Genomic DNA, 24,691 nt, shown 5'->3' with positions numbered 1-24,691 from the left:
CAGTACGCCTCACTTCGTCAGTCTCGCCCTGTAGTAGCCGAACTCCCCGGAGTACGCCGTCTCCGCGACGGACCACGTCGTCCCCGCGCAGACGGTCCGGAGCCTGTCGGGCGAAACCGTCCGGAACTCGAGGAGCGGTCCGACCAGGTCGCGCCCGCGGTACTCCACGCGGAACCGACGGCGTCCGACGCCGTCCTCCCCGGCCGGGCGGTGACCGTGCGACTCGTCGACCCGTTCGGGGTCGTAGGAGTCGACCCACGCCGTTCCCGTCTCGGTCGTGACCCGAGCGAGTTCGGCGAGAAATCCCCTGAGTTCGGCATCCGTCCGGGCTAACGTCGCCTGCGTGCCGTTCACGAGCGCCGTCTCGAACCGGCCTTCGGGAACGGGCGGGCGGAACATGTCGGCGACGACGGCGTCGACGCCGCGGGCGCGAGCGGTTCGGACGGCCATCGGACTCGCGTCGAAGGCGACGACGCGGCCGTGCAGGGAGACGACTCGGGCGTGGTTGCCGGCTCCGCAGCCAACGTCCAAAAACGGCGTCGCCAGTCCGTCGACGAACGCTCGTTCCTCGGCGGGCCACGCGGCGTACGGCGCGAAGTAGAACTTCCGGATGTTCGCATCCCACGTCTCCCCCGTCTCGGGGTCGCGGTGGACGCACGACCCGTCGTACTCCTCGTGCAGAAAGTCCCACATCGCCGCGCCGAGGGCGTCGTCCGGCATGGTCGGGCCGTCGGAGAGGGAGGGGATAAATCGCTCGTGGGTCCGCGACGCGGCAGCGCTTCGGTCGAGAACGGCGTCAGTCCCAGAACGACTGCGTCCGCGCGTACTGTCGCTCCTGTTCGAGGATGTCGCGGTAGAAGTCGTCCTCGTCCTCGCGGAGTTTCCCGATGACGCGCGCGGCCGTCTGCGGGCCGACGCCGCGGGCGGCGAGAGCGACGACGGCCTTGCGACCGTGGCTCTGGACCAGGCTGGCCGACTTGTACGCGCGGCGCTTCAGTCGCTCCTGTTCCTCGTCGGGGTCGGTCGCGCGGACGGCCTTCACCGTCTCCTCGTCCCACGGGTTCAGGCAGGCGATGCGCGTCGCGCCGCACTCGGGGCACTCGGGTTGGTCGCGGACGCGGCGCACCTTCCGCGTCGTCTTCCAGTCGGTGCAGTGCAGACACAGGAGGATGACCCGGTCGTTCTGGATGCGCTCTCTGACCGCCTGGATGACGCTCGCGTCGGCGTTCTCGGGGACGAGGAGGTCCCGGCCGCTGGAGCGACCGTCGATGCCGATGGGCGTGCGCTCCCGCGCCGTCTCTAAGGCCACCTCGCCACCCTGAATCCGCCGCAGGAGGTCGGCCGTCTCCGGCACCGCGAGGTCGACGTGGAACACCTCCCTGACCGCCTCGTCGTAGACGGGAGTGCCTTCGAGCGCCGCCAGCAGTCGGTCGCCGCCGAAGCGTTTGTTCCCCTGATACCGCTTGAGCGCGCCGAACTTCGCGGCCACCTGCGCGAGGGTGAACTTGAGCGACTCGGAGTGCTTCAGGGCGAGTTCGAGGACGCCCTCGACGTGTTCGGGGTCGGTCGTCTCCAACACGCCGGTGAAGTCGTGGACGGAGGCGTTCGGCGGCACCTCGAATTTGACCCGGTACGCGTCCGTCTCGATGCCTATCGACGACCCGGTGCGCTGACCGACGAGGGCGGCCAGCATCCGCCCGAGCGTCTCGTTCACCCGGTGACCGTACGGGGAGTTGAGCACCACCTTCCGCCCCTGCCCCTCGACGACCAACCGGTCCGCCGTCGGCACCGGCAACCCGGCTTCGACCTGTCGCTCGGTCGGCTTCAGCGACTCCGAGACCGTCCGCTCGTCGGTGGGGTAGCGGCCGAGGAAATCGCGGGCGACGGCGCCTCGCTCCCCGCCCGCCGCGAACTGCCGGGCGGCGGTTTCGCGTATCTCCCCCACCTCGCCGGCGACGTGCGCGGGGACGGGAATCTCCGACCCGGTCCACGACGGCACCTCGCCGCCGGGGTCCTCGATGGGCGTGACGTTCACCTCCGCCTCGTCGTCGTCGATGTCGTTGATGCGCCACATCTCGCCGCGCTGGATGAACGACGCGCCGGGTTCGGCGAAGTTGACGACGAACCGCTCGTCGAGCGTCCCTATCTGCCGCCGGGAGGACATGTCGTAGACGTCGTACGTCTCCTCGTCGGGTATCATCGAGAGGTTGGCGTAGAAGTACTGCCACGTCCCGCCCGACTTCTCCAACACGTCCTTCTCCTCGTCGACCCACAGCAGGTGATTTCCGGACAACTCGCGGACTATCTCCCGGAACGTCTCCTCCGCCAAGTCGCGGAACGGGTACGCCGCGGTGACGAGGTCGTACGTCTCCCTGGCCGACACCTCGCCGTAGTCCATGACGACGCCGACTATCTGGTTCGCGACCGTGTCGAGGCTGGCGTGGTGGATGCGCGCGGGTTCGACCTCCCCCGCCTCCGCCTTCCGCGCGATGGCGAGGGCCTCGTGGGTATCGTCGGCCGAGGAGGTGACGACGGTCCCCCGCGAAACCTGGTCGCGGCGGTGGCCCGCGCGGCCGACTCGCTGGAGGAGTCGGGCCACCTCGCGGGGACTGCCGTACTGGACGACGTGGTCCACCCGCCCCACGTCGATGCCGAGTTCCATCGAGGAGGTGCAGATGAGGCCGTCCAACTCGCCGGCTTTGAACCGGTCTTCAACGTCGATTCGCACGTCCTTCGAGAGCGACCCGTGGTGAACCTCCACGGGCGCGTCGAGCGCTTTGAACCGCGAGCCGAGGGCTTCGGCCGTCTGACGGGTGTTGACGAAGACGAGCGTGGACTCGTGGTCGCGCACGATGTCGCGTATGAGGCGGACGTGGCTGGCCATCTCGTCCTCGGAGGCCAACCGCCCGGCCAACTCCCGGTCCTCGCGGGTTATCTCGGGGTGGACGACGGTGAACTCCACCTTGCTCCCGGCGTCGACCTCCACGATTTCGAACGCCCGGTCGCCGGTGAGGAACTTCCCCACCTCCTCGGGGGACCCGACCGTCGCCGAGAGGCCGACCCGCTGGAACGGGCCGGCGAGGGCGCGGAGGCGCTCTAAACCGATAGTCAACTGCGCGCCGCGCTTGGCCGAGGCGAGTTCATGCACTTCGTCGACGACGACGTGGCGCACGTCCGACAGCGCCTTCCGGAGCTTCTTCCCCGTCAGCATCGCCTGCAGCGTCTCCGGCGTCGTCACGAGCACGTCCGGCGGGTCGTTCGCCTGCTTTCCTCGCTGGTACTGCGTGGTGTCGCCGTGGCGGACGTCCACCTCGATATCGAGTTCCTCGCCCCACCAGTCGAGGCGCTCCCGCATGTCGCGGTTGAGGGCGCGCAGCGGCGTGATGTACAGCGCCGAGATGCCCTCCCGCTCCTCGGGGTCGGACTCGACTATCGCGTCGAGCACCGGCAGCATCGCCGTCTCCGTCTTCCCGGTTCCCGTGGGGGCGAGGACGAGGGCGTTCCGCCCGGCGGCTATCGGCGGAATCGCCCGTCGCTGCGGCTCCGTGGGCGTCGTGAATCCCCGTTCGGAGAGCGCCGCGCGGACCCTCTCGCCGAGCGTCGTGAACGCGTCCATACCCTGCGCGGCCGTCGCGTCTCGCATCGACAGCACTAGCGGTGCAAGCGGATTAAGCGCACCGCTCACGGGGGTCGGCGGATTCGTCGGAAGACCGACCAAGCCATCCCTCGCATCATCCGCCAGTCGTTCGGCGACCCGCCCGCCCCGGACGCGCGGTCCCCCGGTTCGTTGAACTCACCCGCCGAGACCGTTGTTCGTAGGCCGCTGAAAGATGAAATATAACAAATCTGCCATCACAGTCATAAGTGGTTCCGCCTAGCGGGAACGTATGAAGCGGTCACGGTGGTCCCCTGGCTCGTGGACGCACGTGTTCACGCTGCGCGAACGTGTCGTCTCCGCGGTCGAGATTTTGGACGAACCTCGGAGCGCCGAGCACGTCGCCGTCCTCGCGGACGGGACGCCGGCCCAGACGCGGGACGTGCTCGACCGACTGGTCGAAGAGGGCGTCGTCCGGGTCGATGACGGCGAGTACGAGATGGACCCGTCCGAGTCGGCGCCTCGCCCCGACGCGCACTACGGCGGCGTCGACGCGGGCGAGTTGGACTCCCGGACGCTCGCCCGCGTCGAATCCGTCGTTCGGGAGGCGGACGGTGCCGACCCCGACCGCCCGTACGCGGCGCTGAGCGAGTACGAGAAGGGCCGTCTGGAGGGGTATTCGACCGTCCTGTCGATGCTCTCCGAACTGCGGACCGAAGCCGAGGGAGAACGAGAGGACGACTCCGGTCGAGGCGGTCGGTCGAGAGCGAACTGACCGTCGGGCGTCGGCCCGCCTCCGCCCGTCACACGGAGCGGTACGGGCCGAGTCGCGTTCCGTCGAGCAGGTAGGCGTCCGCGTCGAAGACGCCCGCCGGGAGGAACGGCGAGAGGAAGCCCTGTCCCTCGACGTTCGCCCACGTCCCGCCGGAGCGGTCGTTGAACGCCGGGAAGACGACGAGTTCGGGCGATTTCCAGTCGAGGTCGGCCACCTCCAGTCCCAACTGCGCCGCGAACGGGTCGGGGTTCATCGGGCCGCGAAGCCACGCACGCTCTTTTCGGCCCCCGCCGACGCTGTCTTCGAGTCGCACCGCGGGGTGTTCGTGCGCCGCGCAGACCGCCTCGCTCTCGACCACCTCGCGCGCCGGCCACGTGTGGCCGTGGACGAAGCCGACGCGGCCGAGTCGGACGCCCGCCCCTTCGGTCACGTCGATGCGGTCACCGAACGCCTCCGCGATGCCGCCGTCGTGGTTGCCGCGGACGAGCGTCACGGGCACTCTCTCCGTGATTCGGTCGACGAGCGTCTCCAACTCCTCGGTCTCGTCGCCGCGCGGGTTGCCGATGCGGTGTCCTAAGTCCCCCAGCACGACCAGTCGGTCGGGGTCCGTCTCGTCCAGCAGTCGGGTGAGGCGGGCGAGTCGCACGTCCGCGTCGCTGTCGAGTTCGACGCCGCGTTCGTAGCGCAGACCCGCCTCGATGCCCGCGTGGTAGTCGGCGACGACGAGCGCTCGCTCCCTTTCAGCGTCGGGGCCGAGGCGCGCGACGGCCGCCGGGTCGCCCGGCACGGGTTCGACTATCGGTTCGTCGCGTCGGCGCGCCATCGGCTCAGATGGACTTCAGCGTGCCCTCGTTCGGCTCGTAGCACTTGCCGCTCATGAGGGCGTCCTGAATCGCGTCGTCCACGTCGTCGGGGTCGGCGCCGTAGCGGTCGGCGATGGCCTCGACGACCGCCTCGCGGTCCGCGCCGTCGCCGTCGTCCAGGTCGGCCATCACCTCCACGACGGCGTCTTCGAGGTCCACGTCCTCGGCCTCGGCGTCCGCGCCGTCGGCCGCCTCCGTGGTATCGACCGATTCGGCCGCCTTCGTCCCGGCGTCGTCCGCCGTCGGCGCCTCCGTCTCGGCGTCGGACGGGTCGACCGTCTCGGGCGAGTCCGCGGCCGCCGCGTCGGGGGCCTGCGTGTCCGGACGGGGGTCGTCCGGCGACGCCGCCGGTTCCTCCGTCGCCGCGTCGGATTCGGACGCCGCCGACTCGGCGGGCGACGGGGACTCCCCGTTCGTCGTCGCGTTCGCCTCGGCCGCCTGCGCCTCCACCTCGTCGGCGTCGGGCACGTCGATGTCGGCCTCGCCGGCGTCGTCGACCTCGTTCCCGGTGGAGAACTCCGCGCCGAACTCCTCTTCTAACTCGGCGCGTTCGTCGTCTCCCATCTCGTACATCTCGCCCGAGGACGCGGCCGTCTCCTCGTCTCGGGCCTCGGCCGCCGCCAGCGATCCGTCCTCGGCGGCGTCGGACTCGGTGGTACCCGACTCCATTGCATCCGACTCGGCGTCTTCCGTCTCGTCGGGTCCGGCGTCGGCCGCGTCGAAATCGCCCAGTCCGCCCGCCGCCCCGTCTTCGGATTCGACCGTCTCGTCTCCGGGTGCTTTCGAGGCCGCGGACGACCCCTCATCGAAGTCGCCCAGTCCGTCCGTCGACCCGGACGGCTCCGAGTCGCTCCGCGACCCGCCGGCGTCCGCCGTCGCGGAGGCGGCGGTCCGTTCGGTCGAGTCCGACTCCGTTTCGGTCTCGGTCTGACCGGACGCCTCATCCGACTCCGACGCGGCGTCGGGCGCCTCCGTCGACGGGTCGGGTCCGGACGGGTCAGTTGCGGACGAGTCGGGCGCCGACGCCGCGTCGGCCGCCGTCTCCATTCCGGGTTCGGTCGTCTCTCGTTCGGTCTCGGACGACTCGGCGGCCGCGTTCGCGTCGGCGTCCGCGTCAGCGTCAGCGGTCGTCCCCGTCGTCGGGTCGTCGGCGACGGACTCGGATTCGGGGTCGGATTCGAGTTCCGAGTCGGCGCCCGCCCCGGTCGGTTCCGCGCCGTCGCCGGTCCCGCTCTCCGCGTCGTCGGAGTCGGTCACGGCATTCTCCGCCGTTTCACCGCCCTCGCGGACCTCGGTGAGGGCCGCGTCGCCGCCCTCGGGTTCCGTCGCCGCCGGGACCGTCGGAAGCGGACCGAGTTCGTCCGGTCCGACTTCGTCGGGGTCGACCGCCAGGGAGTCGACGGCGTCGCGGTCGCCCGCGACGAGTTCGAGCGCCTGCACGGCCATCGCGCGGACCGCTTCGAGGTAGTGCTCGGTCGTGCCGTAGTGGTCGATGGCGAGGGGGACGCCCGCGGCCAGCGACTCGTCCACGCCGCGCGCTTCGAGGGCGACGCGCAGGTCGTCGCCGCGGCGGTCCATCGCCAATGCGGCCCGCATCGTCGCCACGCGTTCGAGCGTCGCTCTCGCGGCGGCGACGACCCAGCGGTCCCGCGTGCCGGCGTCGACTTCGTTGATGCTCTCTGGGCGGACCGAGGTGAACACCCGGTCGCCGTCGTCGGGTTCGTACGTCCGCGCCTTGCCCGTGATGGAGACGAACATCGGCGGCGTCGCGCGGTCGAGGAAGTTCATCGCCTCCGGTTGGTACTGCCCGGCGTAGGTGACGAACACGCCCGTCGGGTCGGCGATTCTCCCCCGCAGCACCTCTTCGTTCACCGATTCGACTTCGGTGAGGGCGCCGACGGCGAACAGGCGGTTCACGCGCGCGCCGGTCGGCGTGACGACGTAGTTCGGCGCCCGCTCCTCGTCGCCCTCGGAGTACGAGAGCGTCGCGTCGTCGAACTCCGCGGCGAACACGCGGTAGGCCACCTCGCGGCGGTTCTCGATGACGCTCATGCCGACACCTCCGAGAGGACGGCCGCGGCGCGGTCGGCCGGGTCGTCCTCGGTCTCCTCGAACTCGGTCGCTTCGAGGTTCGCCCCGTAGTCGTCGACCGAGAGGTTGCCGCGGACGCGGAACTCCCGCCCCACGACCCGCCGCCGAATCTCGTCGGCGACGACCTCTTTGTCCATCGCCTCGCGGGCGGCCTCCATCGCGTCGTCCATCGGCGCGCCGTACAGTCGCTCGGTCAACTCGCGGTCCAGCACGGCCGTCACGGTCCCGTTCCCGTCGTCGAGGATGGCCTTCACGCGCATGTCGTCCTCACCGTCCACGTCGCCGTGCGTGCGGCACTGGCCGTTCTGCAGGACGCGCCCGCAGTCGGGACAGCGCTCGATGAGGCCGGAGCCGTCGCGCACTTCCAGAAGGTTGCCGACGACCTCCACGTCGAACATCCCGCCGGAACCGACGGCCTCGCCGATCCGCATCCGCGGGGCGTTCTCGTTCACCTCCACCTCCCGGGAGAGGGGGGTGACCGTGGTGAACTCCGAGAGGTTCACCTGCGGGACACCGCGGAACTCGCGGACGTACACGTCCTCGAAGCGGAACGCCTCGCCCTCGCGGAGTTCAGGGCGCGCCCCCCAGTCGGTGAAGGGCAGTCGGGCCGACTCGTCGGCGACGACGCCCGACCGGATGGTGGTGTCGCCGTCGCGTCCGGAGATGACCCGCTCCTCGGATTCGAGGACGCGGACTTCGACGTTGCGCCCCCGGTCGCCGGCGCGCAGGTCCACGAGGTCCGTGTCGCCGCCCGTCTCGTGGGCCGTCTCGACGGGGTTCGTTTCCACCGCGACGGTGGTGCTCTGCCCGAGGTTCAGTTCGGGCTTGCCGTCCCACTCGCGGACGTTGGCGTTGCCGACCGTCACGGAGTCGCCGGCCTCGAAGCCGAAGTCCTGCCACGCCGTGTAGGATATCTTCCCGGTCGCGTCCGCGAATTCGCCCTCGCGGATGGTCTGCTCTTCGCCCTGATAGCGGATGGAGCGCTTGCCCACGGTCAGCACTTGGACGGTGACGGTGACGTTGCCGTCGTCGGTGTCGATGTCGGCCACGTCCTTCGAGGTGGGCGCGGCGCTGGCGCCGGAGTCGCCGCCGTGCTTCCGGCGAATGCTCTGTTTGGCCTCGTCTATCGGCACGCTGTACGACAGCAGGTTCTCCAGGTCGGATTTGACCTCCGCTTTGTCTACTCCGAGGGTGGAGGCGAGTTCCTCGGCGTGTTCGTCGACGTTCATCGTCGTAAACTACTGCCTCGTCCCGTAAAAAGGGTTCCCGGCGGGGGCTGTCGGGGACCGTCTCGGGAGGTGCCGGAACGGCGGAGGGGGCCTCAGAGCACGCGACTGCGGCCGCTCCGCCGAGGCCGCCGTGAGAGCACGAACTGCTAAGTGCGAGGCCGTCGCAGGACGGGGTATGAGCGACGCCGAGGCAGAGAGAGAGGAGGACGTCTCGTTCACCCTGACCGTCGACGACGAGGAGACGGTCATCACGATGCGGGGGGACCGGGACACCGCCGTCGTCGTCGAATCGGAATCCGGCGAGCGCATCTACCTGCCGCCCGAGGACTTCGAGCGCGGGGCACGCCAACAGAGTGACAGCCCGTACCAACCGGCCGACCGGGACAGCCCGTACCAGTCCTCGCGCAGCGACAGTCCCTACCAGTCCGCGAGCGACGATTCGCCGTACCAGGCCGCACGGCAGAGTCTCCCCCGCGAGGGGATGGTCCCGACCGCCGACGGCTATCGGATCCGTCACCCCGAACCGGTCACCGACGTGCGACTGCTGCGATAAGAAGTCGGACCAGCGCGGGCCGTTCGGCGGTTCAGCCGCCCGCTCTGCCGTTCGTGGCTCGTTCGCCCCCCGTTCGTTCTCACTCGGGAGCGATGCGTTCGTAGAAGTCGATGGTCTCGTCGACGACGTCCTCCCAGGTGACGGGGTCGTACTCCGGCGGCCCCTCCAGCGAGAGTCCGTAGTCGATGCCGTCGGCGATGGAGTCGGAGGCGGGTTCGACCTCGATGACGCAGTCCTCGGGGAGCACCTCGTTGACGCCGCTCTCGGTGGCGACGACGCGCGTGCCGGCCGAGAGCGCCTCCGTGATGGTGATTCCGAACGGCTCCGACAGGGAGGGAGAGACGAACAGATCCGCCGAGGCGTAGTAGTCGCCGAGTTCCTCTTCGGGGATGTAGCCGGCCCACTCCAGTTGGTCCTCCACGTCGAGCAGTTGGGCGAACTTCTTCAGTTGCGCGGTGAGGTGTCCCGACCCGCCGACGACGAGCGTCACGTCGTCGCGTCGGAGCCTCTCCATCGCGTAGACGAGGTGCGAGATTCCCTTCTGGTCGGTGTGCCGGCCGACGAAAAAGAGCATGTCGCCGTCGATGTCGAACTCCTCCTTCAGGTCGCGGCCCGTCGTCTCGCACTTCGAGAACCCGTTGTAGATGACCTCCGGGTCGCCCCCGTACAGTTCCTTGACGCGGCCGGCGGTGAGTTCGCTCACCGCCAGCAGGTGGTCGCAGCGCTCGGCGATTCGGCGCTCGGTCTCGACTTCGCGCTTCGGCGGGTCGAGGTTGCGGTCCGACGACAGCGAGTGGAACGTCGTCACCCACTCCACGTCCGCGTTCGACTTCGCGCGGGAGCCCGGACCGTAGCCGAACCAGTCGTGGGTGTGAACGATATCGGCGTCCTCGGCGCGTTCGGCGAACGCCGAACTGAGTCGACCGATGCGGGTGATGATGTCACCCTGCCCGGTCGGGACGCCGTGGATTCCCTCTCGGTCCTCCGGCGCGTACTCCGCCGGAAGGACGAGTTCGATGTCCACGTCCCGCGCTCTGAGTCCGTCGAACATCTCCCCGACGTGCGTGTCGAGACCTCCGCTCACGTTCGGCGGGAAGCCCCAACCTAGCATCAGCACTTTCGGCGGCATTCTGCAGGGAACTACCACCGAGGCGTATATATAACTCCTGTCTGCCTTCGTCGGATAGTCTCGCAGTCCGACCGGCGCCGTCGACCGAAACCCGTTTTCGGCCCTCCCGCTATGAGACGGTATGCACGTCGTCGTCAACGCCGCCGCGAGCGTCGACGGGAAACTGTCGACGCGGCGGCGCGAACAGGTGAAGATAAGCGGCGCGGACGACCTCGCCCGGGTCGACCGCGTCCGCGCCGACAGCGACGCCGTCCTCGTCGGCGTCGGCACCGTCCTCGCGGACGACCCGCATCTCACTCTCGACGGCGACGACTACCGGGACGAACGGCGGACGGCCGGCCGCGACCCCTCCCCCGCGCGCGTCGTCGCCGACTCCCGGGCGCGGACGCCGACGGACGCCCGAATCCTCGACGACGCCGCGACGACGTACCTCCTCGCGAGCGAGGCCGCCCCGGCGGAACGGCTGTCCGCCCTCCGCGAGGCGGGCGCGGAGATTGTCGTCGCCGGCCGGACGCGCGTTTCCTTCCCTGACGCCCTCGCGGAACTCGAATCGCGCGGGGTGGAGCGACTCATGGTCGAGGGCGGCGGCGAGGTCATCTTCTCGCTGTTCGAGGACGGTCTGGTCGACGAACTCACCCTGTACGTCGGGTCGGTGGTGTTCGGCGGCTGCGACGCCCCGACGTTGGCCGACGGCGACGGGTTCGTGGAGTCGTTCCCCCGACTCGAACTCAGGGACGTCGAACGAATCGACGACGGGGTCCTCCTCGGGTACGACGTCCGGTGACCGACGCCGCGGGCGCGCGGGCCCGCCCCCGGACGGTCGTGCGGTCGACCGACATTTCCTCTCAATAGTTAAGGGCGTCCCGCGAGTATCGTCGGGTAATGAGTACGCCCGAAAGCAAGGGAAGTCCCGTTCACGTCGAGAGCCAAGACCACCTCGAACAACTCGTCTCCGAGCACGACGTGGTGCTCGTGGACTTCCACGCGGACTGGTGCGGACCGTGCAAGATGCTCGAACCGACCGTCGAGGAGATCGCCGCCGAGACGGACGCGCTGGTCCTGAAAGTCGACATCGACGAACTGCAGGAACTCGCCCGCGACGAGGGCGTCCGCTCGGTGCCGACGCTGCAGTTCTATCAGGGCGGCGAACAGGCCAAGCGCGTCATCGGCGTGCAGGACAAAGACGACCTGCTCGACATCATCGACGAACTGTCGAACTGAGCGCGTCCGCGACGCGACCGCTTTTCGTTACTCGCTCGAGAGCGCGCCGACGACGACGCGGTGCCCCGTCTCGGCGACGTGTTCGCTGCGCATCTGCGCGGCCGCCACGCCGGTCCGTTCGACGGACTCGGTCGGGCAGTCGCGGCAGACGACGTGGTAGCGCGCGGTGTTCGAGCGGTGGGGTGCCGGTTTAGACATACTCCGAGAAAGTCGGCGTTACCATATAGGTACGACTCGCCTAGCGAGCGTTTAGCGGCACCGTTCGCGCGGTAAGCGGGTCATTAACGGCGGGGTTCGCGTCCCGCGGCTCGAACGGAGGTCCCGTTCAGAACTCAGAACGGCGCGTCGTCGCGACTGCGCGCGAAGGGGTCCTCGGGGGTATCGTAGTCGAACGACCCACCCGTCGTCGCGTGCACCTGCGATATCTCCTCGAACTCCGTGACCATGCGGGACTTCAGCGCCTGCACCGTCATCGGGGAGATGCCGCACCCCGAGCAGGCGCCGCCGAGGGATATCCACACCTCGCCGGACTCCTCGTCGATGGCGTCGATGCCGGCGGTCCCGCCGTGCATCTGTATCTGCGGGAAGTTGCGCCGCATGAACCGGGCGAGTCGGTCTTCGAGGGTCGCGGCGTCGTCCGCAGTGTCGATGCTCATATCCGAGCGGAGGGGTGGGGTCGATATAGCGCTTCGCTCCGAGGCCACGCGCGCCGACGTTCGGGGAGGGCTTTTTAATTCGGAGCGAGTATCACGTCGTATGATTTCACTCGACGAAGCGGTGACCGCCCGACTGGAGTCCCACGGCGAACGCTTCGAGGTGCTCATCGACCCCGACGCCGCCCTCGCCATGAAACGAGGCGAGTTCGAGGGCGAGTTGGAGGACGTCATCGCGGCGGAGGACGTCTTCGAGGACGCCTCCCGCGGCGACAGACCGGCCGAGGAGGACCTCGAAACCGTGTTCGGCACGACGGACCCGATGGAGATAATTCCGGAGGTCGTCAAGCGCGGCGAGATACAGATCACGGCCGAACAGCGCCGCGAGATGCAGGAGCAAAAGCGCAAACAGCTCATCAACACCATCACGCGCAACGCCGTCAACCCGCAGATGGACAACGCGCCGCACCCGCCGGACCGCATCGAACGCGCCCTCGAACAGGCGGGATTCAAAGTCGACCCGATGGAGACGGTGGAGTCGCAGGTGGACGAGGCGCTCGACGCCCTCCGTCCCGTCATTCCCATCCGCTTCGACGAGGTGACCGTCGCCGTCCAGATTCCCGCGCAGTACGCCGGCAAGACGCAGGCGCAGGTGCGCGAGTACGGCGACTTAGAGCGTGAAGAGTGGCAGAACGACGGGTCGTGGGTCGGCGTCATCACCTTCCCGGCGGGGATGCAGAACGAGTTCTACGACATGGTGAACGACTACACCTCCGGCGAGGCGGAGACGCGCATCGTGAAGGACAAAGACGAACTGAGCACCCGGTGAGCGAAGCGGGGACGCGCGGGCGGTGACGGCGACGGGCGGACGGTAACGAGCGGACGGCGAGGAAAAGAGAGACGCCTCGCGCGTCTCGAGTTATCCTTTCTTGAAACCGACGAGGAACCCGCCGGTGAACCCCGCCGAGACGGAGAGCGTCGAGAGGAGCGTCGACAGCCAACTCGGCGGCGTGCCGGACGCGGCCGCCTCGGTGGTCTTCAGCATCCCGGCGGTGAGTTTCTCCCAGTCGACCGACAGTATCCCGCGCGATTCGAGGAACTTGAACACCGCCAGTTCGAGACCGACGATGACGGCGAGCACTTTGGCCACCTTCTTGGCCGCGAAACCGATGATGCCGCCGACGGCGGCGCCGCTCCCGAACTCCAATCCGAGGGAGGTGGGGTCTATCGATAGTTGTAGCGGGTCGGGCATACTCTCCACTGTTACATCAGATGTTATAACCTTTGTGAATATAGACAGGTCAGAGACAGCACCTGTCCGCGGCGGTGACGGTATTCGTCGCCGCGGGGAACTTACAAGTCCCGCGGCGTCCAACCCGGGGGTATGGACTGCGAACAGACCGCAGGCGGGACAATCGGGGTGACGGACCGGCATCTCCCCTGATTCGCTCCGAACAGCGTTCACGTGCGTCGGCGGCGGCATCTTCGCACGCGTGCGAGTGAACTACCGGCGAACGGTCGAGGGCCACCGATGAGCGACGGCACCCCCGCCGTCATCGCCAAGCGCGTCGACGCCGGCGAGTCGGCCGACCTCTCGGAGATAACGGACCTCGCGCACGCCGCGGGGTACGAGGTGGTCGGCGAACTCTCGCAGTCGCGCGAGGAGGACGCCGCCTTCCACTTCGGGGAGGGAAAGGTGGACGAACTCACCGCCCTCGTCGTCGACACGGGCGCCGCGGCGGTCATCGTCGACAACAGCCTCGGCCCCTACCAGACGTACAACATCGGCGGCAAACTCCCGGAGGGCGTCGAGGTCATCGACCGCTTCACGCTCATCTTGGAGATATTCGGCCAGCGAGCCAACGCCCGGAAGGCGCAACTGCAGGTCGAACTCGCGGAACTCCGCTACGAACTCCCGCGGGCGGAGGCGAAAGCCTCCCTCGCCAAGCGCGACGAGCGTCCGGGGTTCATGGGCCTCGGCGAGTACGACGAGTCCCGCGAACAGGACATCAAGGCCCAGATATCGCGCATCAAGAACGAACTCGACTCCATCGCGGACAAAGAGGAGACGCGGCGCGAACAGCGCCGCGAGTCCGGGTTCGACCTGGTCGCCCTCGCCGGCTACACGAACGCCGGGAAGTCCACGCTGATGCGCCGCCTCGCGGAGGACCTGGAGGTGGGCGAGAACGACGACTTGCACCCCGACTTGGATCCGACCGCCGAGTCCGAGGACCGCCTGTTCACCACGCTCGGGACGACGACGCGCCGCGCCGAGACGGGGACGCGCGACGTACTCCTCACCGACACCGTCGGCTTCGTCTCGGACCTGCCGCACTGGCTGGTCGAGTCGTTCAAGTCGACGCTCGACTCGGTGTACCGCGCCGACTTGGTCCTCCTCGTCGTCGACGCCTCCGAACCGGTCGAGGAGATGCGCGATAAACTCGTCACCTGTCACGACACGCTGTACGAGCGGAACGAAGCACCCATCGTGACGGTGCTGAACAAGATAGACCTCGTCGACCCCGACGAACTCGAACGGAAGACGGACGCGCTCCGCGCCCTCGCGCCCAATCCCGTCGTCGTCTCGGGACTGACCGGCGAGAACGTCTCCGGACTCGCCGACCGCATCGAGGACGAACTGCCCGACTGGCGCGAGGAGCGCCTCCTCCTGCCGATGTCGGACGACTCGATGAGCCTCGTCTCGTGGCTGTACGACCACGGGCACGTCGAGAACGAGGAGTACGACGGCGAGAACGTCCTCGTGGAGTTCGAGGCCCGACCCGCCATCGTCGAGAAGGCGCGAGCGAAAGCCGCCGACGTGCGGACGGGCGGCGCCGGGGCGGAGGCCGAGACGGACGGCGGGCGTCGGAACTGACGGCGTCGCTGCCGAACCGACTCTGTTCGCGAAAGAAAGAACGAACCGAAGGGTCGTGAGGTGTTACGATTCGCGCCGTGCGAGGAGCGCGGCGGCGAGGAGCGCCACGACGGTGACGAGGGCGCCGAATCCGGGCACGCCCGTGGCCGTCGTCTCGCCGTCCGCGTCGGTCGCGTCCGAGACCTCGGTCGCGGCGGAGGTGCCGGTCGATTCCGCCGTCGGGCCGGCCGTCGTCACGTCGTCGGCCGCTTCGGTCGTCGAGGGGGTCGACTCGTCCGACCCGTCGTCGTTGTCGTCGGCCGCCGAGTCGTCGGATTCGGTCGTCGTCTCCGACGGCTCCTCGGTCGTGTCGTCGTCGCGGCCCCAGTCGTCGTCGGAACCGCTCTTCTTGTCCGCCGCGTCGACGGTGAAGTTCCAGACGTGCGTCGCGGCGTTGTCGAGGCCGTCGTTGACCGTCACTTCGACGGTGACCTGCTTCTCGTCGAGCGTGACGCCCGCGGACGAGAGGTCGACGCTGAGGCGATTCGAGGAGTAGCTCACGCCCGTTTCGGACGTGCCGACGCCGTCGAGGTACGTCTTCGAGCCGTCGGTGTTGTTCACCGTGACGGAGACGGCGGAGGCGTTGACGCTGGTCGCGTCAGTGAGATCGACGCCGAGCGTCGGTTGCTTCGTCGTCACCGTCTCGCCGTCGGCGGGGTCGAAGTTCGACGCCGCGGGACCCGTAGTGTCGAGCGTCACCGAGTCGGATTCGGTGTCGTTGAAGTTTCCGTTGTTGTCGGTCGCGTTCACGGTCAGCGAGACCGCGCCGTCGTCCGCGGTCGGACTGCTGACTTGGAACGTCGCGTTGTACGTACCGTCACTGTCGGCGTCGTTCAGCGTCAACGCGCTCGAACCGCCGAGCGCGGAGGCGTTGAGGGTCACCGACCCGACGCCGGAACCGCCGTCGGCGACGGACGCCGTGACGTTCACGGTGTCGCCCGTCGCGACGGTGTCGTCGCCGCCGTCCCGCGTGACGGTGACAGAGGTGACTGCCGGCGCGACGCCGTCCATGTTGTTCGCGGTGACGGCGATCGCCGTGTCGTCCAGCGTGTTGCCCGCCGTGTCGGCGATGCTCTGACCGGACGCGATGCTGACGTTGACGGAGTCAGCGTCGACGGGGTTCGCTAGGGTGAGCGTCACCGTCGTTGTCGTCCCGGAGTCGGACGCCGAGGCGTCACTGACGGATCCCGTTGAAAGGGCAAAGTCGCTTGCCGCGATGGACGACTCGTTGATGTTCACGTTGTCGCTGATGGTGACGTCGATATGCGTGTTATCCACCTTCGATGCGCTGTCAAGCGTCGGAGCGCTGTCGTCGACGGTGAACGTCGCACTCTCGTCGTAAAACGTGGACGGGTCGGCGACTGAGTACGTCGTGTCGTCGCTGGCGTCGGCAGTGGTTTCCTCAATGACGTAGACGGTGTAGTCACCGTCCGCGCTGACGCCGAAATCGGCCGCCGAGAACGTGACTGTCGCTTCGCCGTTCGTTGGCACCACCGTGTCAATGTACTCGCCCGATTCGATGCTAGTGCTCTGGTCGGCGTCGATGGCGAACGTGAGGTCGTTGCCGCTCTGTGCCGTCGCAGTGAATGATACCTGTTCTGTCGACTGTGCCGAGCCGCTCGGGGTAGACGAAAATGCTGCTGTCGCGGAGACCGAACCGACGATTCCTCCGAAAACGACGAGGAACGCCATCAGGACCAAACCTGCTCTGCGCGTCGTGTTATTGTTGTCTGTCATGTAATGTCTGGTACGCCCGACGCCAAACGAGGTGCGTTCGGGAGTTTCATACCTTGTGACAGGTCTGGGAAGACGATGTATACCTGTTGCTCTCAAAAAATCAACCGTGAGAACCGAAGTCGAAAGTTCGGAACGACCGACCATCGAGGGGACGGTCAGCCCGTCCGTTTCTCCTTCTCCACCACGCGCACGTCCGAGATGCACGTCTCCGGATACTGCCCCTCCGCGTCCTTCTCGGCGGCTTTCACCATGTCCCAGACGACGTTCAGACCGGTGGTGACGCCCTGCAGCGCCTCCATCTCGCAACCGGTCTTACCCGTGGTCTCGACGGCGACGGAGAGCGTCACGTCGTCGTCGCCCACCTCGAACTCGGTGTCGACGTTCGTGACGGGAATCTGGTGGCACATGGGGATGGTCTCCCAGGTGTGCTTGACGGCTTGAATCGCGCCGATTCTGGCAGTCGACAGCACATCGCCCTTGCCTATCTCGTCGGCGTGAATCGCGCCGACGGTCGGTTCGGTGAGGTGAATCGTCCCGCGGGCGACGGCGCGGCGGCGACTGTCGGGTTTCGTCCCGACGTCGACCATCTGCGCGTCGCCGTCGTCGTCGACGTGGGTCAGGTCCGTATCGTCGTCTCCTCCGTCCGGGTCGGTGCCGTCTCGGTCGCTCACTCCGCCTCACCCCGAATCGCCCGCGGGATGGTCTGCAGGAGGTCCGAGGCGAGGAGTCCGCCGGCGCGTTCGTCCTCGAGGAGTTCGGCCGCGCGACCGTTGACGAACGGGCCGGCGCAGGCCGCGTCGAACGGTTCCTGCGTGCCGAGGAGGCCGGCGACGATGCCGGCGAGGACGTCGCCGGTGCCCCCGACGGTCATCGCCGGCGTGCCCGCGCGGACGAGTCGGGTTCGCTCCCCGTCCGAGACCACGTCCTCGGCCGCCTTGGCGACGACGACGTGGCCGAGGTCGGCCGCGAACGACTCGATGTCCTCGCGGGCGTCTCGGAGCGGTCCGTCGACGTCCGGGCCGCCCATCTTCGCCAGTTCCTTGCGGTTCGGCGTGCAGACGAGTGTCGCGTCGGTGTCCACCTCGGAGACGACGGCGAGGGCGTCCGCGTCGACCACGGCCTTCCCCTCGAACCGCTCTAAGAACGCCTTCGCGGCCTCCAGCGTCTCGTCGTCGTTGCCGAGGCCCGGACCGAGGACGACCACGTCGTCGTAGTCGTGCGCCGTCTCGACGAGGCCGTCGACCTGGTCGGGCGTCAGGTGGTCGCCCTCGTAGTCCTGCACGATGAGGTCCTCGGCGTACCCCTGTATCTGCCCGGACACCTTCGACGGCGCGGCGACGAACGTGAGGTCCGCGCCGGCCCGCAGGGAGGACTGCCCGGAGAGGGCGGGCGCGCCGGTGTACGGGCCGCCGCCGACGACGAACACACGCGAGTCGCCGCCGCGGACGCCCTCGCGAACCGAGCGCAGGTCGCCGGGGCCGACGAACTCCTCGGCGGCCGGGGGGATGCCGATGTCCGCGACGGTCACCTCGCAGTCGAGGTCCGCGAGACCGGGTTTTCCGTCGTGGAAGGTGACGGTCCGGTCGGCGTCGACGGCGACGCCCTCCGACTCGCCCGTGTCGGCGTCGACGCCGGAGGGGACGTCCACGGCGAGGACCGCCGCGTCGAGGTCGTTCATCTCCCTCGCCGCGGTCGCCTCGGGTTCGCGGAGCGACCCGGTGACGCCGGTTCCGAGCATCGCGTCGACGGCCACGTCCGGGTCGTCGAACGAGAGGTCCTTCGAGTCCGTCACCGCCTCGGCGTCGTACTCGGCCGCCCGCAGGGCGTCCCAGTTCTCCCGGGCGATGTCGGTCGAGATGCTCTCGGGGCGGCCGAGCAGTCGAACCGACACGTCGTAGTCGTCGAGGAAGCGCGCGGCGACGAACGCGTCGCCTCCGTTGTTGCCGCGTCCGGCGACGACGACGACGCTCGCGCCGGGGTCCGCGAGTTCGCGGACCGCGCGGGCGACGGCGTTCCCGCTCGACTCCATCAGCTGTTTCCGCGGGACGCCGAGCGCTTCGCTGTTCTCGTCCACCGCTGCCATGCGGTCGCTCGAAATCATACGCGGGCGTTCGTCCGGTGCCGTGGTAAAGGAGGTGGCCTGACGGCTCCCGCTCAGCGACCCCGCCGGCCGCCGGTCGTCGGCCCCGGTCCTCGCCGCCCACCTCCCCCGTTCGCCCCTTCCGGTACCTTCCTCACCCCGGTGACCGAATCGGCCGGCGTGACCACACGACTGTTCGGCACGCTCTGCGGGTTGGTCTTCCTCGTCAATCTCGGTCGGACGGTGTTCGCGCCGCTGGTCGAGACGTTCCAGACGCAGTTCGGCGTCGGACCGGCGACGGTGGGGCTGGTGACGACGCTCGTCTGGATGGGGACGGCGGTGCCGCGCATCCCCGTCGGCTACCTCCTCACGCGCGTCGCCCGCCACCGCGTCGTCCTCGCGACGGGGGCGCTCCTCTCGCTCGCCGCCGCGTTCACCGCCCTCGCCCCGTCGATTCTGGCGGTCCAAATCGGCGCCCTCGGCATCGGTCTCGCCTCGGGAGCGTACTTCGTCGCCGCCGTCCCCCTCGTCGGCGAACTCTACCCCGACGCCGTGGGGCGCGCCATCGGCATCCACGGCACCGCCGCCCAACTCGCCGCCGTCGGCGCCGCGCCCGTCGTCGTCGGGTTCGTCGCCGTCGCCGACTGGCGCGCGACGTTCTGGCTCCTCGCGGTGCTCTCGGCCGTCATCACCGCCGTTCTCGCGTACACCGCCCGCGACAGCGACGCCGTCGTCGAGGCGGACGTCGACCGGGATTTCGTCGGCGCCCTCCGCTACTGGCGACTGCTGCTCGTCGGGATGTTGATGATATCGACGGCGGGGTTCGTCTGGCAGGGGCTGTTCAACTTCTACGTCACCTACCTCGTGGCGGCGAAGTCGTTCTCGACGACGCAGGCGAGCACGATGCTCACCGTCGTCTTCGCGGCGGGCGTCCCCGCGTTCTGGCTCTCGGGCCGCCTCGCGGACCGCTTTCCCACGGTGCCGTACATCCTGACCGTGCTCGCCGCGTACGTCGCCTCGCTGTTCGCCCTGACGGAGGTCACCGGCTTCCTCCCGGTACTCGCCGTCACCGCCGTCCTCGGCTACACCATCCACAGCATGTTCCCAGCACTCGACGCGTGGCTGCTCGGTACGCTCCCGGCGGAGGTGCGCAGCAGCGCGTACGCCGTCTTCAGCGGCGCCTCCCTGCTCATCGAGGCGAACGGGAGCGGCGTCGTCGGCGTCCTCACCGAAGCGGGCTACGCTTTCGACGACGTGTTCCGGACGTTCGCGTTCGGCCTCGCGGGCGTCGTCGCGGTGCTCGTCGCGCTGTACGTTCTCGGCCGGATTCCCGGGACCGACCGCCGCGCCATCTCCTCGTGACCGGGTCGCCGCGCCGCGAGGGTTCAAATACGAGCGCGGGCCCATCACCGACATCCCTATGACCGCCGCGACGCGAGTGAGGCGCGTGAACTGGCAGGCCGTCTTCGGCCACCCCGAACCTTACGCCGAGCAAGCCGACGGCATCGACGCCGCCGTCGACGCCGCCGAGGACGGCGGATTCCTTCTCGTGGAGGGCGCGTGCGGGACGGGCAAGACGATGCTCGCGCTCACGGCCGGCATCGACCGGGTCCGCGACCCCGACTCCGACTACGAGCAAGTGCTCGTGCTGACGAGCGTGAAACAGCAACTCAGGCAGTTCGAGGCGGACCTGCGAACCATCAACGACAACCTGCCCGACGACTGGAACCCCATCTCCGGGCTGACGCTCGTGGGGAAGGCCGATGTCTGCCCCTACAGCAGGGAGAACGTCGCCGGTATCGACGACTCGACGGTGTACGACCGCTGTGAGGGCCTCAGAGAGCGCACGCGCAACCTCGTTGGGGACGGCGGCCTCGCCTCCACCGGAACGCTCGTGAAGGAGGCGCGCGCGGCGCAGACGGGCCTGCTCGACTCGGGGGCGACCGGCGGGCCGGACTACCTCGAAACCGCCGGCGAACCGACGCCGTACCTCCCCGAGACAGCGGAGTACGAGGACACCGAGTACTGCCCCTTCTACGCGACGTTCCTCGACGACCTGCCGGAGGACGGCGACCCGATAGAGGCCGTCCCGTTCGACGTGACCGAGTCGGGACTCATCGACACCGAGGAACTCGTCCGCCTGTCTGCCGGGTACGGCACCTGCCCGCACTCGGTCATGGGCGCGGTCCTGCCGCACGTGGAGGTGGTCGTCGGCAACTATTACCACGCATTCGACCCGACGACCGTCGGATCGTTCACGGGTGCGCTCCTCGACGAGTCGACGTTCGTCGTCTGCGACGAGGCGCACATGCTCGAACCGCGCGTCCGCGAACTCGTCAGCGACGGCGTGGGCGACGCCACCCTGCGCGACGCCGAGAACGAACTGACGCGCGTGATTCAGCCCGTCGAGTTCGACGACGGCGGGAAGGGAACGGCGGACGCCGACCTGGTGCGCGGCGAACTCGAGGAGTCGGACGTGACGCTCCGCGAACTGAAGGAGACGCGCGACTTCCTGCGGGACCTGCGGGAGGAACTCGACCGGCGCGTGACGGCGCATCTGGACGGGAAACTCCCCGACTGGCGCGCCGACCTCACCCGACTGGACGACGACGAGATTCCCCTGCGCGACCCGGAGGAACCCGCCGAGGACGAACTGACCGCGTGGGCGACCGATGAGGGCTACGACGAGGGGACGTGGGTCCGGGCGGAGGGGGTCGGCGCCGTCGTCGCCCGCGTGCTGAACAGCGCCGAGGAGGAGGACGTGCGCCGCGCCGCCCCCGGCGTCGGGCGGACGCTGGCCAACTGGGCGCGCGCGGACCACACCGGCTACTTCCGCGAGATAGAACTCGACCGGACGTGGGACGAGAGCGAGCGAGAAGACTCGTGGCGCCGCGCGTACAACGCGCACCTCGCCCTGCACAACTGCATCCCCGGCGACGCCATCGCCGAGCGGTTGGGGGAGTTCGGCGGCGGCGTCCTCATGTCCGCGACGCTCGCCCCCCTCGACGTCTTCCGGGAGGTGACCGGCTTGAACGCCCTCGAATCCGAGGGGCGACCCGTCGTCGGGCGGACGTACGGCCTCGCGTTCCCCGAGGAGAACCGCGCGTCGTTCGCCGTCGACGCGCCGAAGTTCACCTACGAGAACCGCGGGCCGCCGGGCGAGGAGAACGGGACGCGGCGCGCGTACGTCGACGCCTGCGCCGAGATAGCCCGGTCGCCGGGCAACGTCCTCGTCGGGATGCCGAGTTACGCCGAGGCGGAGTGGATGGCGGGCGAACTGGAGACGCGACTGTCGAAGACGGTCCTCTTGGACGAGGCGTCCGACGACGGCGCGACCGAGCGTCTGAAGGCCGACTTCTTCGGCGGCGAGGAGAAGGTGCTCGTGACGAGTCTGCGCGGGACCTTGACGGAAGGAGTCGACTACCGCGGCGACCGACTCGCCGCGGCCGTCGTCTGCGGCGTCCCCATCATCAACACGTCGAGTCCGCGCACGCGAGCGGTGAAGACGGCGTACGACCGTGAGTTCGGCGACGGATTCGAGGCCGCGTTGACCGTCCCCGCGGTCAGAAAAGCCAGACAGGCCGTCGGCCGCGTCATCCGCGGGCCCGAGGAGGTGGGTATCCGCGCGCTGGTCGACGCGCGCTACGCTCGCGACTCGTGGAACGGCGTGCGGGAGTACCTCCCCGAAGAGGAACGAGCGGAGTTCTCGCCGGTCAGCCCGGACATGCTCCGGTTCGGCGTCGACCGCTTTTGGTCGTCGGTGGAGTGACTACCCGTCGTACTCCTCGCGGCACTCGTCCGAGCAGAAGTGCCGGCGTCGGGCCTTCTCGTCTTCGACCCACGTGACGACGCGGTGCGTAGGCGAGTTGAGTATCGGTTCGTCGCAGTTCGCGCAGGTGGGAGCGTTAGATTCGTCGACGTCCTCCCCGAGACTAGAGGTCGGGTCTACCATCTTTCGCGGAGAAAACGGCCCGACGCACTTCACTCCGACCCAGGTGGCGGAACTTGCCTCGGCGCGGTCCGAGTTACGCGTCGCGGTTCGCCGGGTGGTCGACCGCGAGTTCCGTCTCCGCGTCGGCCCCTTCGACCTCGACGCGCCGTTCGCGCCCGTCGGGCCAGCGGACCCGGACTTCCCGGGGCGTCGCCGCCGGCGCGGTGTCGCCGCCGAGGCCGAAGTGCGCGACCGGTTCGGTCTGACAGAGGTAGCCCGACCCGCCGTCGACGAGGCGGGTCTGGGTGCCGCGGTCGGTTCGGAGCGTCACCACGGCGTTGCGCGCGGGCGCGCCGTGTTCGGTCAGCGGTCGGACGCGGAGCCATCCGTTGTCGTTCGGGGCGGCGTACAGCGACAGCGGTTGCGACCCGATTTCGCCGTGGACGACGAGCAGTTCCAACGTCCCGTCGCCGTCGACGTCGCACACCGTCGCGCCGGTGCCGAGGCCGCGCGGTTCCGCCGCCGCGCCGGGGTCGCCGATGACCCACCGGCCGTCGCGGTGCCGGAGGAGTCGGTTCGGCGCGCCCATCGCGTTGACGAACACCTCGCAGGTCCCGTCGTTGTCGAAGTCGGCGGCGAGGACGGTTCGCGTCCGCGTGGGTTCCGCCCACTCGGCGGGGGCGACGTCGACGAACGCTCCGTCCCGACGCTCGAAGACGCGGTTCGCCCCCTCCCAGTTGCCGACCACGAGGTCGAACACGCCGTCGCCGTCGGGGTCGACGAGGGCGACGCCGCGGGCGTGTTCGCCGGGCGCGTCGAGGTCGAACTCGTCGGCAACGTCGGTGAATCGGCCGCCGTCGTTGCGGAGGAGGTAGTTCGGCCCGCGTTCGTTGCCGACGAACACGTCCGTCCGGTCGGTGACGATGGGCCCCGAGACCAGCGACCGGCCGCCGGTGAGGAAGTCGACGCCGACGTCCTCGGCCATGTCGGTCACCTCGCCGTCGTCGCCGAGTTCGTAGAAGCGCATCGGCGCGCCGTAGCAGGCGAGCAGCAGGCCGTAGCGGCCGGTTCCGAGTCGGTCGACGGCCGCGACGGACCGGCCGGCACGGACGTTCTCCCGGCCGGCGTTGACCGGGAGGCCGAACAGGTCCCGCCACCCGACCGCCGTCCGGTCGAACAGGCGGTCCCGCTCCGTCGAGATGCCGCCGTAGGCGTCGCTGTTGTGGACGTACACCTCCTCGTCGCCGTCGGCGTCGACGTCGGCGGCGACCACGCCGAAGGCGTGCCCGAGGGGGTCTCTGACGGGGTCCGGCGTCACGTCCGCGAGTCCGTCGTCGCCGGCCGCCAGCATCCGGTTGTCGGTGCCGTACCCCCCGACGAACAGGAAGGGACCGCCCGGGCCCGTCGTGACGGCCGTGCCGTACCCCTTGAGCGGCCGCCTGTCGGGGAGACGGCCGGAGCGGTCCTCGAACATGCCCCCACCTCGACGGCCGACGCCGAAAAGCATCCGGGTCTGACGCCGATACTGACGCCGACACACGCCCGACGCGACGCGGCCGCGTACCGGACCGATTCGGAGACTGTCCGTAGGGAATCTATATTTCCGAAACGTGAACTATTGAGCGCAGTTAGTAGAGGTTATGTAGGGTGGAGAAGCGTTCTTCGAACGAAGCGTCATGTCCGACTCATCCGCCGGTCCCGACGGGACGTCAGAGGCGCGGAACATCACCGGCGCCGACGTCGGTCGGTCGCACGGTATCGACGGCCAGGACTTCGAACTCCACAGCGTGGTCGTCAGCTACGAGGACGGACCCGACCGATGCACGGTGTACCCGCGGCGGGACCGCTGTCTCGAACGCGTCGAGGCGTGGATATCGGCGGACCTCGACTCCTTCGTCGGTCTCAACGAGATGCGCTGAG

Annotated in this window: 23 protein-coding genes; 9 read left to right on the top strand and 14 right to left on the bottom strand. The window is 69.0% G+C overall.

From position 1 onward, the window contains the following. Positions 1-9: 9 nt before the first annotated feature. Complete coding sequence (locus tag C474_RS20045; protein ID WP_008390084.1) at positions 10-720, bottom strand: class I SAM-dependent methyltransferase; 711 nt, start codon at positions 718-720, stop codon at positions 10-12. Positions 721-796: 76 nt separating this feature from the next. Next, the gene (locus C474_RS20040) at positions 797-3,643 is read right to left on the bottom strand and encodes a DEAD/DEAH box helicase (RefSeq protein ID WP_049917220.1); all 2,847 of its coding nucleotides are present in this window, start codon (positions 3,641-3,643) and stop codon (positions 797-799) included. Between the two features lie 244 nt (positions 3,644-3,887). Here C474_RS20040 and C474_RS20035 point away from each other — a divergent pair, with 244 nt between their 5' ends. Beyond that, on the top strand, positions 3,888-4,370 hold the full coding sequence (locus C474_RS20035) for a DUF7342 family protein (RefSeq protein WP_152421721.1): 483 nt from the start codon (positions 3,888-3,890) through the stop codon (positions 4,368-4,370). Positions 4,371-4,398: 28 nt separating this feature from the next. Here the strand turns inward: C474_RS20035 and C474_RS20030 are convergent, their stop codons facing one another. The 3 genes from C474_RS20030 to C474_RS20020 are packed head-to-tail and all read right to left on the bottom strand — an operon-like array spanning position 4,399 to position 8,553. Next, the gene (locus C474_RS20030; protein WP_008390078.1) at positions 4,399-5,193 is read right to left on the bottom strand and encodes a metallophosphoesterase; all 795 of its coding nucleotides are present in this window, start codon (positions 5,191-5,193) and stop codon (positions 4,399-4,401) included. A 4-nt stretch (positions 5,194-5,197) separates the two neighbouring features. Beyond that, on the bottom strand, positions 5,198-7,285 hold the full coding sequence (locus tag C474_RS20025) for a hypothetical protein (protein ID WP_008390076.1): 2,088 nt from the start codon (positions 7,283-7,285) through the stop codon (positions 5,198-5,200). After that, positions 7,282-8,553 (bottom strand): Single-stranded DNA binding protein, encoded by a 1,272-nt coding sequence (locus tag C474_RS20020; RefSeq protein WP_008390074.1) that lies wholly within the window; start codon positions 8,551-8,553, stop codon positions 7,282-7,284. Before C474_RS20020 ends, C474_RS20025 begins: the two co-directional genes overlap by 4 nt. Positions 8,554-8,728: 175 nt before the next feature. Between C474_RS20020 and C474_RS20015 the strand changes: the two genes are divergently transcribed. Beyond that, on the top strand, positions 8,729-9,106 hold the full coding sequence (locus C474_RS20015) for a DUF7510 family protein (protein WP_008390072.1): 378 nt from the start codon (positions 8,729-8,731) through the stop codon (positions 9,104-9,106). Between the two features lie 79 nt (positions 9,107-9,185). Here the strand turns inward: C474_RS20015 and C474_RS20010 are convergent, their stop codons facing one another. Next, positions 9,186-10,217 carry a glycosyltransferase family 4 protein gene (locus tag C474_RS20010; RefSeq protein WP_008390070.1) on the bottom strand — a complete coding sequence of 344 codons (1,032 nt, stop codon included), beginning with the start codon at positions 10,215-10,217 and terminating at the stop codon, positions 9,186-9,188. Positions 10,218-10,356: 139 nt separating this feature from the next. Here C474_RS20010 and C474_RS20005 point away from each other — a divergent pair, with 139 nt between their 5' ends. Both C474_RS20005 and trxA read left to right on the top strand, forming a co-directional pair. Then, complete coding sequence (locus C474_RS20005; RefSeq protein WP_008390068.1) at positions 10,357-11,019, top strand: 2,5-diamino-6-(ribosylamino)-4(3H)-pyrimidinone 5'-phosphate reductase; 663 nt, start codon at positions 10,357-10,359, stop codon at positions 11,017-11,019. A 98-nt stretch (positions 11,020-11,117) separates the two neighbouring features. Continuing rightward, positions 11,118-11,456, top strand: a complete 339-nt coding sequence (gene trxA / locus C474_RS20000; protein ID WP_008390066.1) for a thioredoxin — start codon at positions 11,118-11,120, stop codon at positions 11,454-11,456. Positions 11,457-11,483: 27 nt separating this feature from the next. Here trxA and C474_RS22775 read toward each other — a convergent pair whose 3' ends face one another. Together C474_RS22775 and C474_RS19995 are read right to left on the bottom strand one after the other, a co-directional pair. Next, a complete protein-coding gene (locus C474_RS22775; protein ID WP_008390064.1) occupies positions 11,484-11,654 on the bottom strand; it encodes a hypothetical protein in 171 nt (56 codons plus the stop codon). A 134-nt stretch (positions 11,655-11,788) separates the two neighbouring features. Further along, positions 11,789-12,112 (bottom strand): NifU family protein, encoded by a 324-nt coding sequence (locus tag C474_RS19995; protein ID WP_008390062.1) that lies wholly within the window; start codon positions 12,110-12,112, stop codon positions 11,789-11,791. A 100-nt stretch (positions 12,113-12,212) separates the two neighbouring features. On the opposite strand from C474_RS19995, the gene C474_RS19990 reads away from it, so the two are divergent. Next, positions 12,213-12,938, top strand: coding sequence for a ribosome assembly factor SBDS (locus C474_RS19990; RefSeq protein WP_008390059.1), 726 nt, complete (start codon positions 12,213-12,215; stop codon positions 12,936-12,938). A gap of 90 nt (positions 12,939-13,028) precedes the next feature. Here C474_RS19990 and C474_RS19985 read toward each other — a convergent pair whose 3' ends face one another. Beyond that, positions 13,029-13,361 (bottom strand): FUN14 domain-containing protein, encoded by a 333-nt coding sequence (locus tag C474_RS19985; RefSeq protein WP_049917219.1) that lies wholly within the window; start codon positions 13,359-13,361, stop codon positions 13,029-13,031. A gap of 279 nt (positions 13,362-13,640) precedes the next feature. Between C474_RS19985 and hflX the strand changes: the two genes are divergently transcribed. Next, positions 13,641-14,984 (top strand): GTPase HflX, encoded by a 1,344-nt coding sequence (hflX, locus tag C474_RS19980; protein WP_008390055.1) that lies wholly within the window; start codon positions 13,641-13,643, stop codon positions 14,982-14,984. A gap of 63 nt (positions 14,985-15,047) precedes the next feature. On the opposite strand, the gene C474_RS19975 is transcribed toward hflX, so the two are convergent. The 3 genes from C474_RS19975 to C474_RS19965 form a co-directional block, all read right to left on the bottom strand. Continuing rightward, complete coding sequence (locus C474_RS19975) at positions 15,048-16,760, bottom strand: PGF-CTERM sorting domain-containing protein (protein WP_160166853.1); 1,713 nt, start codon at positions 16,758-16,760, stop codon at positions 15,048-15,050. Positions 16,761-16,915: 155 nt separating this feature from the next. Beyond that, the gene (gene moaC / locus C474_RS19970; protein ID WP_008390052.1) at positions 16,916-17,431 is read right to left on the bottom strand and encodes a cyclic pyranopterin monophosphate synthase MoaC; all 516 of its coding nucleotides are present in this window, start codon (positions 17,429-17,431) and stop codon (positions 16,916-16,918) included. Further along, complete coding sequence (locus C474_RS19965; protein WP_008390050.1) at positions 17,428-18,861, bottom strand: bifunctional ADP-dependent NAD(P)H-hydrate dehydratase/NAD(P)H-hydrate epimerase; 1,434 nt, start codon at positions 18,859-18,861, stop codon at positions 17,428-17,430. The genes moaC and C474_RS19965 overlap by 4 nt, the downstream gene beginning before the upstream one ends. Positions 18,862-19,020: 159 nt before the next feature. Between C474_RS19965 and C474_RS19960 the strand changes: the two genes are divergently transcribed. Both C474_RS19960 and C474_RS19955 read left to right on the top strand, forming a co-directional pair. Next, the gene (locus C474_RS19960) at positions 19,021-20,202 is read left to right on the top strand and encodes an MFS transporter (protein ID WP_049917243.1); all 1,182 of its coding nucleotides are present in this window, start codon (positions 19,021-19,023) and stop codon (positions 20,200-20,202) included. 58 nt (positions 20,203-20,260) lie between these two features. Continuing rightward, positions 20,261-22,609 carry an ATP-dependent DNA helicase gene (locus tag C474_RS19955; RefSeq protein ID WP_008390046.1) on the top strand — a complete coding sequence of 783 codons (2,349 nt, stop codon included), beginning with the start codon at positions 20,261-20,263 and terminating at the stop codon, positions 22,607-22,609. Here C474_RS19955 and C474_RS19950 read toward each other — a convergent pair whose 3' ends face one another. Both C474_RS19950 and C474_RS19945 read right to left on the bottom strand, forming a co-directional pair. Further along, the gene (locus C474_RS19950) at positions 22,610-22,792 is read right to left on the bottom strand and encodes a DUF7576 family protein (RefSeq protein WP_008390043.1); all 183 of its coding nucleotides are present in this window, start codon (positions 22,790-22,792) and stop codon (positions 22,610-22,612) included. A gap of 73 nt (positions 22,793-22,865) precedes the next feature. Further along, a complete protein-coding gene (locus C474_RS19945; RefSeq protein WP_008390042.1) occupies positions 22,866-24,245 on the bottom strand; it encodes a CRTAC1 family protein in 1,380 nt (459 codons plus the stop codon). A 202-nt stretch (positions 24,246-24,447) separates the two neighbouring features. Here C474_RS19945 and C474_RS19940 point away from each other — a divergent pair, with 202 nt between their 5' ends. Next, positions 24,448-24,690, top strand: a complete 243-nt coding sequence (locus C474_RS19940; RefSeq protein ID WP_008390041.1) for a DUF7511 domain-containing protein — start codon at positions 24,448-24,450, stop codon at positions 24,688-24,690. Position 24,691 lies beyond the last annotated feature (1 nt).

The sequence above is a fragment of the Halogeometricum pallidum JCM 14848 genome (assembly GCF_000337095.1).
In the GTDB taxonomy this organism is placed as follows: Archaea; Halobacteriota; Halobacteria; order Halobacteriales; family Haloferacaceae; genus Halogeometricum; species Halogeometricum pallidum.
This window is presented reverse-complemented; position numbering and strand designations above follow the sequence as displayed.